We start from the raw sequence: 14,990 nt of genomic DNA on the forward strand, positions 1-14,990 counted from the left end.
CTAGCGATCTCGCGCCTTTCGTCGTCGCGCGTGTCGCTGGTGCAGCTGGCTTCCGAACTCGGTTTCAGCGACAGTCCTACGTTTCAGCGTGCGTTCAAACGGTGGACAGGGAAAAATTGCGGGGCCTACCGACGGCCATGAGGGCGGAAGGCCTGGTGCGGTCCCCGAAGCCGGCCGACATCGTGTCGGTTTCATATTGACAGGTCTTCGCTTGCAGCTCTCAAATGCGCCAAATCCGTCCTTGTCGAGTTTGCGCCGCCAGACCGCCACCTGGTTGGAGTTGCGGATGTCGTAGATCGCGGCCACCTGACGGCTCGAGAGTTGTTCGCGATCCTGATGGGGCAGCACCCGACGCTAGAATTGCGCACTGTAGACGCTGTGCTTGGTTTGCAAGCCGTGGAGACCATGCAACCGGTAGTGGTTCACCCAGGTGCGAACCTTCTCCTCGGTCACTGACCAGCGCCGTGCCAACAGTTTCGCGACACCGTCACCGGCCAGACAGCTCTTGAGCACCTTGAGCTTGAATGCCGTTTCGTACCTTGCCATGAAACCCCCTTGATGTTTGTCCAACTTCTGGGGGGCGGTTCAAACCCGACACGGTTCACTCCGGACGGGCCAAGCGCAACCCGTGCGCCGCCATTGGATGGAGTGCACTGCGGTCTTACGCGTTGTGCAAGGGCAGTGCGGTTTTGTAGCGCACCTGCTTGAGCGCAAAGCTGGAACGGATCTTCTCGACCTGGGCGATGGGCGAGAGTTGTTCCAGGATGAAGCTTTCCAGCGCGGGCATGTCGGGCACGGCGACGCGCAACAGGTAGTCGGCGTCGCCGGTCATCAGATAACACTCCATCACCTCGTCGCGGATGCTGATGCGCTGCTCGAACTCCTCCAGCGCCTGGCGGCTTTGTTGCTTGAGACTGATGGAGATGAACACGTTGAGGTGCAGGCCCAGCTGTTTCGCGTCGAGCAGGGCCACGTATTGCCGTATCAGACCCTGTGCTTCGAGCGCGCGCACCCGGGCCAGGCAGGGCGAAGGCGAGAGGTGCACGCGTCTGGCCAGCTCCACGTTGGACAGGCTGGCATCGGTTTGCAGAACGTCCAAAATTTTCAAATCGGTGGCGTCGAGGTTCATCGTGCTTATATGTGTTTAATGTTCGGCATTTTATGCTGCTGACAAAGCGGTTTTGCCGAATTTCAGAGACAACTGCCACAGACTCGGGCATAGAGTGTGGGCTAGGAGAAACCAGCATGAACCAGATGACCGACCCTTTGAATCTCGCGCCACCGACCGTGGTGGATGGAGACCCCGTGGAGACGAACGAGTGGCGCGACGCGTTGCTGTCTTTGATCGCGCAGCAAGGCCCGGCACGCGCGCGCCAGATACTCGACGAAATGGCCCGCTTGGCGCGTACCCAGCGCATCGGCTGGCAGCCCGAGCTGAACACGCCCTACGTCAACACCATCGCGGTGGATCAGCAGCCCGCATTCCCCGGCGATCTGGCGGTGGAAGAGCGTCTTGCTTCGCTCATGCGCTGGAACGCGCTGGCCATGGTGGTGCGCGCCAACCAGGCCTATGGCGAGCTTGGTGGCCACATCGCCAGCTACGCCAGCGCTGCCGATTTGTTTGAGGCCGGCTTCAACCATTTCTTTCACGCCAAAAGCGCGTCGCACGGCGGTGACCTGGTGTTTTTCCAGGCCCACAGCGCGCCCGGTGTGTACGCGCGGGCCTTCCTGGAAGGCCGCTTGAGCGAAGCCGATCTGCTGCATTACCGCAAGGAACTCACCGCACCTGCCGAAGGTGCGCGTGGTTTGTGCAGCTATCCGCATCCCTACCTGATGCCCGATTTCTGGCAGTTTCCCACCGGCTCCATGGGCATAGGCCCGATCAGCTCGATTTACCACGCGCGCTTCATGCGCTACCTCACGCACCGCCAGCTGCAGAACTGCGAAGCCCGAAAAGTCTGGGGCGTGTTCGGCGATGGCGAGATGGACGAGCCCGAGAGCATGAGCGCGCTCACGCTGGCCGCGCGCGAAAAGCTCGACAACCTGGTCTGGGTGGTCAATTGCAACCTGCAGCGGCTGGACGGTCCGGTGCGCGGCAACGGTCGCATCATCGACGAGCTGGAAAAGCTCTTTGCAGGCGCGGGCTGGAACGTGATCAAACTGGTCTGGGGCAGCGACTGGGACGGCCTGTTTGCCCGCGACACCACGGGCGCACTGGCGCGCGCGTTCGCCAACACGGTCGACGGCCAGATGCAGACCTTTGCCGCCAAGGACGGCCGCTTCAACCGCGACAACTTCTTTGGCCAGAACGAAGAACTGGCGCGGTTGGCCCAGGGCATGACCGACGAACAGATCGACCGTCTGAAGCGCGGAGGCCACGACCTGGTGAAGATCCACGCCGCCTACGCACAGGCCGCCGCGCACAAGGGCCAGCCCACGGTGATCCTGGCGCAGACCAAGAAGGGCTATGGCATGGGCACGGCGGGGCAGGGCAAGATGACCACGCACAGCCACAAGAAGTTTGACGAAAGCGATCTGATCGAATTTCGCAACCGTTTCAATCTGCCGCTCACCGATGAACAGGCCAAGGGCTTGGCCTTTCACAAGCCGCCGCCAGACAGCGCCGAGATGCGCTATATGCACGAGCACCGCGAGCGCCTGGGCGGCGCCATGCCGCGGCGCGAGACGGCGTGCGAGGTGTTGCCGGTGCCGGCCATCGACAGCTACGCGAAGTTCGCCTTGAACGCGGATGGCAAGGAAATGAGCACCACCATGGCCTTTGTGCGCATGCTCGGCGCCTTGCTCAAAGACAAGACGCTGGGGCCGCGCATCGTGCCCATCGTGGCCGACGAGGCGCGCACCTTCGGCATGGCCAATCTGTTCAAGCAGGTCGGCATCTATTCCAGCGTCGGCCAGCGCTATGCGCCCGAAGACATCGGCTCGGTGCTGAGCTACCGCGAAGCGATGGAAGGCCAGATATTGGAAGAGGGCATCAGCGAAGCGGGCGCCATTGCCAGCTGGACCGCCGCGGCCACCAGCTACAGCGTGCACGGCATGGCCATGCTGCCGTTCTACATCTACTACTCCATGTTCGGCTTTCAGCGTGTGGGCGACGCCATCTGGGCCGCCGCCGATCAGCGCGCCCGGGGTTTTCTGCTCGGCGCCACCTCGGGCCGCACCACACTCGGCGGTGAAGGCTTGCAACACCAGGACGGCAGCAGCCACCTGGTGGCGGCCACCATTCCCAACTGCAAGGCCTACGATCCGGCGTTTGCGGGTGAGTTGGCCGTGATCCTGGACGCGGGCATGCGTGAGATGCTGGTCGAGCAGCAGGACGTGTTTTATTACGTCACGCTCATGAACGAGAACTACGCCAACCCCGATCTGCCCGAGGGCGCAGCCCAAGGGGTGCTGCGCGGCGCCTACCGCTTCGGCACTTATGGCCCGACAGATGGCCCGCGCGTGACTTTGCTGGGCTCGGGCGCGATCTTCACCGAAGTGCTCAAAGCCGCCGAGCAACTGGCCGCACAAGGCGTGGGCGCCGACGTGTTCAGCGTCACCAGCTGGAGCGAGCTGGCGCGCGACGGTTCGGCGCAAGAGGTCAATGGGTCCGAGGCCTACCTGACGCAACTCTTGTCCAGCGGTTCTGGCCCCATCGTGGCCGCTACCGACTACGTGCGTGCGGTGCCAGAGAGCGTGCGCGCTTTCATGCCCGAAGCACGGCGCTACCACACGCTGGGCACCGACGGCTTTGGCCGCAGCGACACACGCGCGGCCTTGCGCGCGCACTTCCAGGTTGATGCCCAAAGCATTGCGCGCCGCGCGCGCGCGTCTCTGGGCTTGAAGGCATGAGCACCATGGAAGTGAAGGTCCCGGATATCGGAGACCTGGACGAAGTCGCGGTGATTGAGCTGCTGGTCAAGGTGGGTGATGCGGTGCTGGCCGAGCAGTCGCTGATCACGGTGGAGTCCGACAAGGCCTCGATGGAAATCCCCTCCAGCACCGCTGGCGTGGTGACGGAGTTGCGCGTTGCCTTGGGCGACAAGGTGACGGCGGGTTCGGTGGTGTTGGTGGTGGAGACCACCGGTGAGGGCGCTGCTCCGAGTCCTGCAGCTCCACCGGTCGTCGCGGCACCTGCACCTATGGCTGTTCCTGCGCCTGCCGCCCCCGTTGCCGCTCCGGTAGCGCCTGCAGCAGCGCCCGCCGCCGCAGCCGCGCCCGCCGCCGCAGCAGCGCCAGCTGCAACGCCGGTATCGGCAACTGTTGCAGCCCCGGCCCACAACCCCGGCACGGCGCCGGTGGGTCTGCCACACGCCTCCCCCTCGGTGCGCAAGTTCGCGCGCGAACTCGGTGTTCCGCTGGGCGATATCCAGGGCAAAGGCCCCAAAGGCCGCATCACCCTGGACGACGTACAAGCGTTCACCAAAGCCGTGATGAGCGGCGCTGTGCAAACCAAAGCCCAGGCCGCCAAAGCGCCGGCCGGTGGTGGCGACGGTGCCGGTCTGGGCCTGATCCCCTGGCCCAAGGTCGACTTTGCCAAGTTCGGCCCCATCGAGCGCAAGGAGATGGGCCGCATCAAGAAGATCAGCGGCGCCAACCTGCTGCGCAACGCGATCATGATCCCGGCCGTCACCAACTTTGACGACGCCGACATCACCGAACTCGAAGCCTTCCGCGTCTCCACCAACAAGGAGAACGAGAAGAGCGGTGTAAAAGTCACCATGCTGGCCTTTCTGATCAAAGCCTGCGTGTCCGCGCTCAAGAAATTTCCCGAGTTCAACAGCTCGCTGGACGGTGATGCCCTGGTCTACAAGCAGTTCTGGCACATCGGCTTTGCCGCCGACACGCCCAACGGCCTGATGGTCCCGGTGATCAAAGACGCCGACAAAAAAGGCATCTTCCAGATCAGTCAGGAAATGGGCGAACTGGCCAAGAAGGCGCGCGAAGGCAAACTCAGCCCGGTTGAAATGAGCGGTGCGACCTTCACCATCTCCAGCCTGGGCGGTATTGGCGGGCGCTACTTCACGCCCATCATCAACGCGCCCGAAGTGGCGATTCTGGGCGTGTGCAAGAGCAACATGGAACCGGTGTGGAACGGCAAGGAATTCGTGCCACGCCTGATGCTGCCTTTGAGCCTGACCTGGGACCACCGCGTGATCGACGGCGCCGCTGCGGCCCGCTTCAACGCCTACCTGGGCCAGATCCTCGGCGACTTCCGCCGCGTACTGCTCTAAATCCTGCGGAGCAGGGCACAGTCGTGCCCTGCTCAATGGAAAGGCGGAGATGGCATAGCCAGCTTCGGGCTGCTTTACCTGGATGGATTGCACCGCGGATCTAAAGACGCTGCCTGAGCCACCTGGCCCACAGCGTCTTTAGATGCCAGCCATCAATCGGCGGTGATGCCGGCGTCCACCACGACCTTCTTCCAGCGCGCGAGGTCGCTCTTGATGGTGTTGGAAAGCTGCTCTGGGGTGGATGTTTTCACCGTGAGGCCTTGTTGGGCGAGCTCGGCTTTGAGTTCGGCGCTGTTCATCACCTCGACGAAGTCGCGGTTGAGGCGGGCGACGATGTCGGACGGCGTGCCTGCTGGGGCCAAGACGGCGAACCAGGCGTCGACGCCTTCCATGTCTTGGATGCCCTGTTCCTTGAACGTGGGAACGTCGGGCGCAAGCGGGTTGCGTTTGTCACCCGTCACGGCAAGGAAACGCACCCTCCCGCCTTGTTCCAGTGGGCGTGTCGAATGCACCGTGGCAAACATCATTTGTACCCGGCCGCCCATGAGGTCGCTCAGTGCGCCCTGGATCCCTTTGTAGGGCACGTGAAAGATGTCCAGTTGGCGCCCAGACTTGAACAACTCCATGGCCAGGTGGTGGGGTGTGCCGTTGCCGGGCGATGCGTAGTTGAGCTTGCCGCCGTTTTTCTTGGCCAAGTCGATCAGGGATTTCATGTCTTTGGCAGGCACGTCGGGGCTGACCACGAACGCAAAACCGGCTTCGGCCAATTGGGTGATCGGCGCGAAGTCGCTCACCGGGTTGAAGCCCGGCGATTTGTAGATGGCGGGCGTCATGGTGAAGGTATTGATCGCCATCAGCAGCGTGTGGCCGTCTGGGGTGGCGTTGGCGACTGCCTGTGCGCCCAGGTTGCCACTCACGCCCGGCTTGTTTTCAACCACCACGGGCTGGCCCCAGCGTGCCGACAGCTTGGGTCCGATGATGCGGGCGATGATGTCGCTGCCGCTGTTGGGCGTGAACGGGACGACCAGCTTGACCAGTTTGGAGGGGAAGGTGGCGGGCGTTTGCGCCAGAACTCCGGTGGCCAGTGCACTGCCTGCGAGTGCGATGGTGATCAGCTTGAGCATGGATTTTTTCATGGTGTTGTCTCCGGTTGTCGTTGTCAAAGTTTCAGCAGGCGTTCTGCGTTGAGGTGGGCAAGCTTGGCTCGGTCGCTGTCGGCAATCGGCAGCGACTCGAACCAGCGCACGGCCTCGAAGTTGGACTCGAACGGGTAGTCCACAGAAAAGAGCATGTTGTCAAAGCCCACCACGCTGGCGGTGCACATCAGCTCCGGCGTGGAAAAAACGCCTGCGGTGGTGAGGCTGAAGTGGTCCATGAAGGTTTGGCGAACCGACTTCTTGAGGTGTGGGTATTTGGGCGTGAGCCGCCCGTCGGCGCGCCACAGCGCGAATGGCAACAACTCGCCCATGTGGCCGATCACCATCTTCAGGTTGGGGAAGCGGTCAAACACGCCACTCAGAATCAGACGCAGCACATGGGTGCCGGTTTCTACCGCGTAGCCCCAAGGCGCGTAGCCAAGGACCGGATAGTCCTTGTAGTAGGCCTCCAGCACAGCCGGATGCGGGTTGGCCGGGTGCAGGTAAATCGGTACATCCAGGGCCTGAGCGGTTTCAAATATGGGCCAGAAACGGGGGTTGTCCAGGTACTCCCCTTTGGTGTGTCCGTTGATCATGGCGCCCTTGAAGCTGTACTCGGTCACGGTGCGCTCAAGCTCCCGGGCGGCGGCTTCGGGAGCCGCCGTTGCCAGTGTGGCGAAACCGGCGAAGCGCGTGGGGTGTGCCGCCACGGCCTCGGCCAAGCGGTCGTTGGCAGACGCCGCCAGCGAGGTCGCCAGCTTCACGTCGTCAATCTCTTGCACGCCCGGCTTGGTGTGCGAAAGCACTTGCACCGCAATGCCGGCCTCGTCCATGGCCTGGATGCGGGCATCGCCCAATTCGTCGAGACCGGGTACCCGGGTGGGTGACAGCAAGGCCTGGTCCACCTCGTCCAGCATGGCCGCCACCTGGGCGTCCAGAAAGTGCTCTTCCAGGGCAATGAGTTTCATCTTCGGGGGCCTGGGGTAGGTCATGTACATGTCTCCGCTATGGGGGCAGATGTGCCGCGTTGGCCGCCAGTCTAGGAAGGCACGATGAAAAGAAAAAGATGTCAAAAGTGTTTTGGAGATCGAATAAAGTTATCGCCATGAAACTCAACCAGCTTCGGGCCGCGCTGTGTGTGGCTGAAAAAGGCAGCTTGCGCTCCGCAGCACGGGAACTGGGCATGTCCCAACCCGCGCTGACCCACAACATCGGCGAGCTGGAGCGTGAGTTGGGAGCGCCGCTGTTCGAGCGCCGTTCGCATGGCATGACACCGACGCCCGTGGGCGAGCTGTTTTTGCGGCGGGCCAAGGTCATTGCCAGCGAGTCGCGCCGCGCGAAGGAAGAGGTCGCTCAGTTCCTGGGCAGCGACCAGGGCGAGGTCGTGGTGTGCTTGTCGATCGTGGCGCACTTGGTTCTGCTGCCGATGGCGCTGCCCTTGTTCGAGGCGCGTTTTCCCGGCGTTCGGCTGCGTGTGATCGAAGCCTCTTTCCCGGCGGTGGAAGCGCGGTTGCGGGACGGAAGCGTGGACTTTTTCATTGGCCCGGCGCCCGACGCCGGCCTTTCGCGCGAGTTTGTGCTGGAGCACTTGTTCGACAACACGCGGGCCGTCTACGCCCGCCATGGCCATCCGCTGGCCCACGCCCGCTCCCTGGCCGAGCTCACCGAAGCACGCTGGATCACCACGGCGGCGACCGACAACGCCGAGGAGAAGTTTGCCGAGGTGTTTGCCCGGCTCCAGCTGCCGGCTCCGCGTGTGGTGGCGCAGGCCGAATCGATGCTGAGCATGCTGATGATGGTGATGTCGTCCGACGTGCTGGCGATCTCGCTGCGCCAGTACCACGAGTTCCCGTTGACCCGCAGCGCACTGCAGGTGATCGACGTCAAGGAAAAACTGCCCGCCCCGCGCGTCGTGATCGTCCGCCGCGCCGCATTGCCCCTGACCCCGGCGGCGGAGTACCTGGCCGACATGTTTCGGCGGGCGAGCGTGGCTTACCTCCAGTCGGTGGAAGTCTGAAACCCACTTCCACCACCGGGCCGATGTAGAAGGCTGCGGTAACCGTCCTTGAGCGGGGCCTTGACCCCCGGGTGCACGCCGCCGATGGCGTCCAGGGTCGCGTCCGGGTCGCGCCATGTGGCATTTCCTGGATGGCTGTCTGGCTTCGCCACCTGTGGAGATGTCACGGACGAATGAGCCGATCGGGCCCGGCCCAAGTGTTGCGCTCACCCCCTTTGGAACCACGTGCGGCCGCCTGGTTCAGCGCCTTGCAGGTGGTCACCTCAGGCTTTGGGGTGATGAGATTTTTGCATCATCCTCGGCAAATCATCATCTTCCTGCATAGCAATGTCGTACCTACGATCGGGCCAGAACATCGCGCCCCAGGCGCCAAAAGATGTCAGGGCAGAAGCCGCATTGATCGCTCATTTTTCCCCCAACCAAGAGACATACACATGAAAAAAACCACCCTTCGGACCCAGCGTCTTCAACCCGGCGGCGCGTTGATCGCGAGAAGAGCGCTGCTGGCGGCCGGTGCGGCCATCGCCCTTTCGAGTGGCAGCACCGCCTTCGCGCAGGCAGTGGAGCTCAAGGTGTCGCACTACGTGCCGACCAGCCATACGATCCACCAGGAGCTGCTGCGTTGGGCCGATGACATGGACAAGAAGTCCAACGGCAGGTTGAAGATCACGGTTTATCCCGCGAGCCAGATGGGACCGATCACGCGCCAGTACGATCTGGCCAGAACGGGCGTTGCCGATATTGCTTACTTCTTGCACGGCGCCACACCGGGGCGGTTTCCTCTGACGGAGTTGGCCCAACTCCCCTATGTGTTCAACCCCGAAGCGGGCGGCATGTTGCAAAAGCCGGTGAGCTCCGCCGAGGCCTCTGCCCTCGTGACCGGCCTGGCCAGCCAGTTGGACAAGGAGTACGAAGGCACCAAGTTGCTGATGGTGGTTGCACAGCCCAACCTGAGCCTGATGTTCAACAAGGCCAGTGTTCACCAGCCCGCCGACATGAAGGGCATGCGCCTGCGGCACAACGGGCCATTGGCTGCCAAGATGATCGAGGCGCTGGGCGCTTCGCCTGCTGCGGTGTCGCCGGTGGAGCTGGCCGACGCGCTGGAGAAGGGCACCGTGAAAGGCATGGTCTTCAACTACGAAGCCGGGCAAGCGTTTCAGATGGGCAGTGCGGTCACGTCGGTGACGGAACTCAACTTCAGCGCCGTCACCCTGGGGCTGGCGATGAACGAAAAGAAATACGAGTCCTTGCCTGCGGACTTGCGCAAGCTGATCGACGACAGCATGGGCGTGGAAGCGGCGCGCCGCATGGGCGGTAAATTCGACGAAGCCGAAGCAGCGGGTCGCCGCTACCTGGTCGACAAGAAGGTGGAGATCATCGTGCCGAACGCCGACGAGGTGCAGGCATTCCGGGCGCCGCTGAAGCCGGTGGTGGAACAGACCATTGAGGCGGTGCAGGCCAAGGGGCTGCCAGCGCGCAAGTTCTATGACGACCTGCGGGCACGCGTCAATGCCGTGAAGCGCTGAACCAGGGGGCAAGGATGAGAGCGCCTATCCCTCTGGTTGCGGTCCTGCAGCTGCCACGCACCTTGTTCGCGGACGGGGCACTCTCGTCGCTGGCACAGGAGCTGGCGGTGCTGGGCGTGAAGCGACCGCTGCTCGTGACCGACAAAGGTGTGGTCGCGGCGGGGATCGCCGCCAAAACGGTGTCGGCTTGTGGGGATGCCGCTTCGATGCCGGTTTTTGACGGGGTCACCGAGAACCCTCTGTACTCAGATGTCGACGCGGGCTCGGCGTTTTATTCGCAGGAGCGCTGCGACGGCGTCGTGGCGCTGGGCGGCGGTTCGGTGATCGACACCGCAAAGCTCATCGCCTTGCTGGCGACGAACCCGGGCCGCGTGGCCGACTACGTGGGCATTCCCAACGCCGTGCACGCTGCAGCGGCGCCACTGATCGCCATCCCCACAACCGCAGGCACCGGCAGCGAAGCCTCGCCATCGGCCGGCATCCATCCGGACGCGGCCTCCGCCGCAGTCGGCATGCATTCGCGCCATCTGGTGCCCAGGGTGGTGATCCTGGATCCTCTGCTTACACACAGCCTGCCACGCAAGCTGACAGCGGCCACCGGCATCGATGCGCTGAGCCATTGCATCGAAGGCTACCTGTCCAGGAAGCACCTGCCGCTGGGCGATGCGATCGCGCTCGATGGCGTATCGCGTGTTGCGCAATACATTCGCCGAGCCGTCGCCGATGGTAACGACAGTGAAGCCCGTGCCGAGATGATGCTGGCTGCCTTTGCGGGCGGCGTGTCGATCGGTATGGGCCTTGGCCCGGCGCATGCGGTGGCCTTGTCGTGCAGCGATCAGGGATTTGCGCACGGCATTCTCAGCGGTATCGGACTCGTGGCCACGCTGGATGCCACCCAAGTCCACGCGCCCGACCGCCTAGGCGTTCTGGCGAGCGCTTTGGGGCTTGCCGCAGACATGCCGCTGTCGCAAGGCGTGGCAACGCTGATGCGCGATCTGGGTCTGCCTGCCACTTTGGCCGAACTGGGCTACGTCGCCACGGATGTGGATGCGCTGGCGCGGTCGGCGAACGCCAGCCATTTCAACCTCTTTGCGCCTTTCCACCCGTCCATATCCGACTACGCCGAGATGTTCGAACGCTCACTCCATCCATCCTGAATCATTCGAAACGAAGCCATGACAGCCACAACAACAAACCCGACGAAGCGATACCGCCAACTGATTGCCGGCGAATGGGTCGAGGCCGAAGGTGGCCGCACCTACGCCGACATGAATCCCTACAACGGCGAGGTTTTCGCGGAGATACCTGCTTCGGGTGCGGCCGATGCGCAACGCGCAATCGATGCGGCCGACCAGGCTTTTCCCGCTTGGGCCGCCATGGGCGCGCGCGCGCGCCAGGCGCTCTTTCTGAAAGCGGCCGACATCCTGGAGCGCCGCACCGATGAAATCGTATTGACCCTGGCGCAGGAAACCGGTTCTGCCGCACCCTTTTCACGCTTTCAAGTGCAATGGGCCGTCGGCCTGCTGCGGCAAGCCGCCGGCTTTCCCTACCTGCCAGGCGGTGAGATCGTGGCCTCGGACACGCCGGGCGTGTTCGCGATGGCATTGCGCAAACCGCTCGGTGTGATCGGTGGCATCTCGCCCTGGAACGGTTCGCTCGCGCTGGGCTTTCGCACCATCGTCGCACCGCTGGCGTGCGGCAATACCGTTGTGCTCAAACCCTCGGAGGACGCACCCGTGTGTGCGGGCCTGTTGATGGGCGAGATCATGACCGAGGCGGGATTTCCACCCGGTGTTCTCAACGTCATCACGCATGCACCCGGACAGGTGGCGCCGATTGCGGACGAGCTGTTCGAAAGCCGCAAGGTGCGTGCCTACAACTTCACCGGCTCGTCGGCCACCGGGTCGGTGTTGGCCGCACGCGCAGGCAAGCACTTGAAGCGCATTGCGCTCGAACTCGGTGGTTACAACCCGATGATCGTGTTCAAGGACGCGGATCTCGATTATTCGGTGAACACGGCCATCTTCGCGGCGTTCTTTCATCAAGGTCAGATCTGCATGAACACGCGCAAGATCCTGGTCGAGCGGCCTTTGTTCGATGCGTTTCTTGAGCGCTTCGTGGCCCGCGCCAAAGCCATTCAGCCGGGCGATCCGTCGGACCCGAAGAACAAGATCGGGCCGCTCATCAACGATCAGGCGGTGCTCAACGTGAAGAAGGGCATTGCCGATGCCGTGGCCAAGGGCGCACGCGTGCTGGCTGGCGGCCACTGCGAAGGCCGATGCTTTGCCCCGACCGTGTTGGTCGACGTACCGACCGATGCGCCGATCCATTGCGAAGAAGTGTTCGGCCCGGTGGTGCTGGTCGAGCCCTTCGACAGCGAACAGGAGGCCGCGGACAAAGCCAATGGCACCGCGTTCGGGCTGTCCGCTTCGATCATGAGTGCCGATGTCTGGAAAGCCGTGACCTTCGGTGGAAAGATCCAGGCCGGTATGGTCAATGTCAACGGGCCGACCATGGGCGGCGAGCCTCAGATTCCCTTTGGCGGCGTGAAGGACAGTGGCTGGGCACGCTTTGGCCGCTGGGCGATCGACATGTTCACCGACCTCAACTTGGTCACGGTGAGCCAGAACCAGCGGCAGTATCCCCTTTAGATCGGTGCGATGGTCACGACCCGGCAGGCTTGTGTGAGATGTTTGTCGCTTTGCCGGTGCGGCAAAGGACTCTCAACGAGGGAACTGCCGTGCGCAAGCCCGCATGCGACTCCATTCGTTTTTTTGTTCAAGGTAAACCCCAAAGAAGGAGACAAGTTATGAATGCATCTACACATCCATACGACACAGGCGATTTTGTTGCGGCCAACCTGAGTGGACAGGTACGACTTCCTGACCGTCGCAATGACCAGACACCGTTGCCATTGGTGGTCGCTCTGCATGGCGGGACCTATACGTCGCGCTACTTCGATGTGCCAGGCGCCTCGCTGCTGGACCGTGCCGCCGTGAACGGCATTCCCATCGTGGCCCTGGACCGCCCGGGGTATTTGGGTAGCCCTGGTCTGTCGGCTGAGCGAACAACGGTGCGTGGGCAAGCGCAATACTTGGTCGAGGCGCTGGACGACTGCTGGCGGCGTTATGGCCCAGGGACACGGGGCATTTTTCTCATTGGTCACTCCATAGGCGCGGCCATTGTGGCCAGCATGGCCGCCATCGTGGCGAACAAGGCGTCCACAGATTTCCCCTTGCTGGGAATCGCGCTGTCTGGTGTTTGCCTGCGCACGCCTCCCGAGCACAAACCGATGTGGGAAAGCCTGCCCGACACTCCTACCGTTGAAATGCCGCCGCCCGTCAAGGCGCAAATGATGTTCGGTCCTGCAGGGACCTTCGACCCCGCGATGGTGGTCGCGAGCCAAATCGCCGATGCGCCCGCGCCCAAGGTCGAGTTGGTCGATATCGTGAGCACTTGGGCAGACAACGCCCAAGAGACCTTGGGTGCCATCAAGGTACCGGTTCACTACCGGCAGGCGGCGTTGGATCCCTTGTGGATCATGAGCCAAGCTGAAGTGGATGGATTCGCCCGCGCATTGGCACAATCCCCCTTGGTCGATGCAGAGATGTGGGCCCAGACGGGTCATTGCATTGACTTCCACCACCGCGGCCGAGCGCTGCAAATGCAGCAGTTGGCTTTCGCCATGCGCTGCGCCTGTGAAGTGCCATAGCCCACCGTCGATGGGTTCTCCAACGGTGGGCTATGCGGTTTGTGAACGTCACTTGCCTTGATGTGCTTCCGTTGGTGGGCTGCGGCTTGGCTGCGCCACACGCAGCCAGAGGTTGCCTCTCAGGCTGCTTTCGCGAAAGCTTCTGTGACGCGCTTCTCGTGGGCCAGCAGTGCTTGCACGCTGGCCCGCTGTTCCATGCGCTGCAGGTGGGCCAGGCAGTTCTTGAAGCCCGAGACATCGACCTTGAACATGGAGCCTCGGCGGAAGCACCAATAGAAGTAGGCATCGGCGCAGGTGAAGTGCTCGAAGAACCACTCGCGCCCCTGCAGCATCTCTTCAGCGATGGCGAACAGTTCTAGCATCGAATGCGAGCCGTGTGCCCGCACGTTGTCGGCGCTGTCGGGCAGGTCGCAGTAACGCGCTGGTCGGGCCTGCTGCGTGAGCTTGGGGTGTATGCCGGCGGCGCACCAGGCCATGACCGAGAGCGCGCGTGCATAGGCCAGGGGTTCTGTGGGCATCAGCTTGGCCTGTGGGAACTGGCTGGCGATCCAGGACTGGATGGCCAGGTTTTCCGTCAGCACTTCGCCGTCGATGATGAGCGCCGGGACCTTGCCTTTGGGATTGATCTTCAGGTAGGCGGGGCCCAGGTTTTCGTCTTTGCCCAGGTTCACGTCCAAGGTGTCGAAGGCGGCGCCCGCCTCGGTGAGCAGGATGTAAGGCACCAGCGAGCAGGCGACGGGGCAGTAGGCGAGGGTGAGTTGCATGGTTTGGAACGTGGGTAGGGCTCAGGAGGGTTTGCACACCGGAGTGGCAAAGCGGCCGATGCCGGTCGGGGTGGGAACACCGCTGCTGTTGTGAACAGCCGCAGTGTATCCATGGATCAAACGCCGGGTTTGAAGCGGCGCATCTTGGCGGCGAAGCGTTTGCGCCAGTCGGCGTAGGGTTCGAACCCCGGTTGCTCGCGGCTCATTTGTTCGGTGACCCGCAGAATCTCTTCGTTCGACTGCTTGAGATCCAGCGGGATCAGAAATGGCTGGGGGAAGTACCAGTCGGTGTCGACAAAAAATTCCAGGTTGTTGCCATCGGGGTCGTGGCAATAGATGCTCCAGGAAATCCCGTGGTTGCCCACCAGAATGCTCTGCACGTTCTCGGCCTCGAAGCGGGTCAGCAGATCGCGCAAGCCGTCCAGCGAACCGACGCGGAAGGAGATCTGGTTGATCACGCTGCCGAATTGCGGGTGAAAGGGATTGGCCGGGATGTTCTCGGGTTTGCCGGTGACCAGAACGATTTGATGGTGGTCCATCGGGTCGCGCGAAAGAAAGACCAGGTCCATCCCCAGCACTTCGCCCCGGTCGGTCACGGTGA

General features: G+C 62.8%; 14 protein-coding genes. 8 read left to right on the top strand and 6 right to left on the bottom strand.

Features of this window, described 5'->3' with window-relative positions; all coding sequences use genetic code 11:
* Positions 1-6: 6 nt before the first annotated feature.
* Positions 7-141 (top strand): helix-turn-helix domain-containing protein, encoded by a 135-nt coding sequence (locus ABYB95_RS05640; protein ID WP_372657498.1) that lies wholly within the window; start codon positions 7-9, stop codon positions 139-141.
* A 213-nt stretch (positions 142-354) separates the two neighbouring features.
* On the opposite strand, the gene ABYB95_RS05645 is transcribed toward ABYB95_RS05640, so the two are convergent.
* Complete coding sequence (locus ABYB95_RS05645) at positions 355-546, bottom strand: transposase (protein WP_372657484.1); 192 nt, start codon at positions 544-546, stop codon at positions 355-357.
* A 115-nt stretch (positions 547-661) separates the two neighbouring features.
* A complete protein-coding gene (locus ABYB95_RS05650; RefSeq protein WP_372657485.1) occupies positions 662-1,129 on the bottom strand; it encodes an Lrp/AsnC family transcriptional regulator in 468 nt (155 codons plus the stop codon).
* A gap of 116 nt (positions 1,130-1,245) precedes the next feature.
* On the opposite strand from ABYB95_RS05650, the gene mdeB reads away from it, so the two are divergent.
* Together mdeB and aceF are read left to right on the top strand one after the other, a co-directional pair.
* Positions 1,246-3,852: an alpha-ketoglutarate dehydrogenase gene (gene mdeB, locus ABYB95_RS05655; RefSeq protein WP_372657486.1), complete on the top strand. Its 2,607-nt coding sequence runs from the start codon at positions 1,246-1,248 to the stop codon at positions 3,850-3,852.
* A gap of 5 nt (positions 3,853-3,857) precedes the next feature.
* On the top strand, positions 3,858-5,234 hold the full coding sequence (gene aceF / locus ABYB95_RS05660; RefSeq protein ID WP_372657487.1) for a dihydrolipoyllysine-residue acetyltransferase: 1,377 nt from the start codon (positions 3,858-3,860) through the stop codon (positions 5,232-5,234).
* Between the two features lie 152 nt (positions 5,235-5,386).
* Here aceF and ABYB95_RS05665 read toward each other — a convergent pair whose 3' ends face one another.
* Together ABYB95_RS05665 and ABYB95_RS05670 are read right to left on the bottom strand one after the other, a co-directional pair.
* Positions 5,387-6,370: a Bug family tripartite tricarboxylate transporter substrate binding protein gene (locus ABYB95_RS05665; RefSeq protein ID WP_372657488.1), complete on the bottom strand. Its 984-nt coding sequence runs from the start codon at positions 6,368-6,370 to the stop codon at positions 5,387-5,389.
* 23 nt (positions 6,371-6,393) lie between these two features.
* A complete protein-coding gene (locus tag ABYB95_RS05670; protein WP_372657489.1) occupies positions 6,394-7,338 on the bottom strand; it encodes an amidohydrolase family protein in 945 nt (314 codons plus the stop codon).
* Positions 7,339-7,475: 137 nt separating this feature from the next.
* Here ABYB95_RS05670 and ABYB95_RS05675 point away from each other — a divergent pair, with 137 nt between their 5' ends.
* The 5 genes from ABYB95_RS05675 (at position 7,476) to ABYB95_RS05695 (ending at position 13,625) form a co-directional block, all read left to right on the top strand.
* Entirely contained in the window at positions 7,476-8,387 is a 912-nt protein-coding gene (locus ABYB95_RS05675; protein WP_372657490.1) for a LysR substrate-binding domain-containing protein, read from the top strand.
* Between the two features lie 434 nt (positions 8,388-8,821).
* Entirely contained in the window at positions 8,822-9,913 is a 1,092-nt protein-coding gene (locus ABYB95_RS05680) for a TRAP transporter substrate-binding protein (RefSeq protein WP_372657491.1), read from the top strand.
* A 14-nt stretch (positions 9,914-9,927) separates the two neighbouring features.
* The gene (locus ABYB95_RS05685; protein ID WP_372657492.1) at positions 9,928-11,070 is read left to right on the top strand and encodes an iron-containing alcohol dehydrogenase; all 1,143 of its coding nucleotides are present in this window, start codon (positions 9,928-9,930) and stop codon (positions 11,068-11,070) included.
* Positions 11,071-11,088: 18 nt separating this feature from the next.
* Complete coding sequence (locus ABYB95_RS05690; protein WP_372657493.1) at positions 11,089-12,564, top strand: aldehyde dehydrogenase family protein; 1,476 nt, start codon at positions 11,089-11,091, stop codon at positions 12,562-12,564.
* Positions 12,565-12,653: 89 nt separating this feature from the next.
* Entirely contained in the window at positions 12,654-13,625 is a 972-nt protein-coding gene (locus tag ABYB95_RS05695) for an alpha/beta hydrolase (protein WP_372657494.1), read from the top strand.
* Between the two features lie 119 nt (positions 13,626-13,744).
* On the opposite strand, the gene ABYB95_RS05700 is transcribed toward ABYB95_RS05695, so the two are convergent.
* Together ABYB95_RS05700 and ABYB95_RS05705 are read right to left on the bottom strand one after the other, a co-directional pair.
* On the bottom strand, positions 13,745-14,389 hold the full coding sequence (locus ABYB95_RS05700; RefSeq protein WP_372657496.1) for a glutathione S-transferase family protein: 645 nt from the start codon (positions 14,387-14,389) through the stop codon (positions 13,745-13,747).
* Between the two features lie 116 nt (positions 14,390-14,505).
* A partial coding sequence (locus tag ABYB95_RS05705; RefSeq protein ID WP_372657497.1) for a VOC family protein occupies positions 14,506-14,990 on the bottom strand: 485 nt, incomplete at its 5' end.

Origin of the sequence: Hydrogenophaga sp. (assembly GCF_041633695.1) — a bacterium.
GTDB lineage: Bacteria > Pseudomonadota > Gammaproteobacteria > Burkholderiales > Burkholderiaceae_C > Hydrogenophaga.